Origin of the sequence: Kamptonema formosum PCC 10802, from assembly GCF_000332335.1 — a bacterium.
Taxonomy (GTDB): domain Bacteria; phylum Cyanobacteriota; class Cyanobacteriia; order Cyanobacteriales; family Oscillatoriaceae; genus Oscillatoria.
Genome location: NZ_KB235948.1, coordinates 4,052,372 through 4,052,798, shown reverse-complemented (window position 1 = coordinate 4,052,798; position 427 = coordinate 4,052,372).

Here is a 427-nt window from a genome sequence, read left to right as displayed (position 1 = left end):
ATAATGGAGTGGGAGCCGCCCTAAAATTTTGGCACAGATTCCCATTATAAGAAAGAGTCTACCACGGCAGGGTGGAAAAAGATAGTACCCCCCTCCACTTTGGCACCGGCATCTGTGAGCCAATCAGAAAAAATCCCTAAGCGGGGTGAGCCGTGAGGGGGTGTGCCGGTCAATCTTAATGTCAAGTTTGGTGGCGGGTTGACCGGCACGGGGGTTCATAGTTGACAGGGTGTGCCGGCTCGTGGTAGTCTTCTAGAATCAAAAGATCATAATGGAGTGGGAGCCGCCCTAAAATTTTGGCACAGATTCCCATTATAAGAAAGAGTCTACCACGGCAGGGTGGAAAAAGATAGTACCCCCCTCCACTTTGGCACCGGCATCTGTGAGCCAATCAGAAAAATCCCTAAGCGGGGTGAGCCGTGAGGGG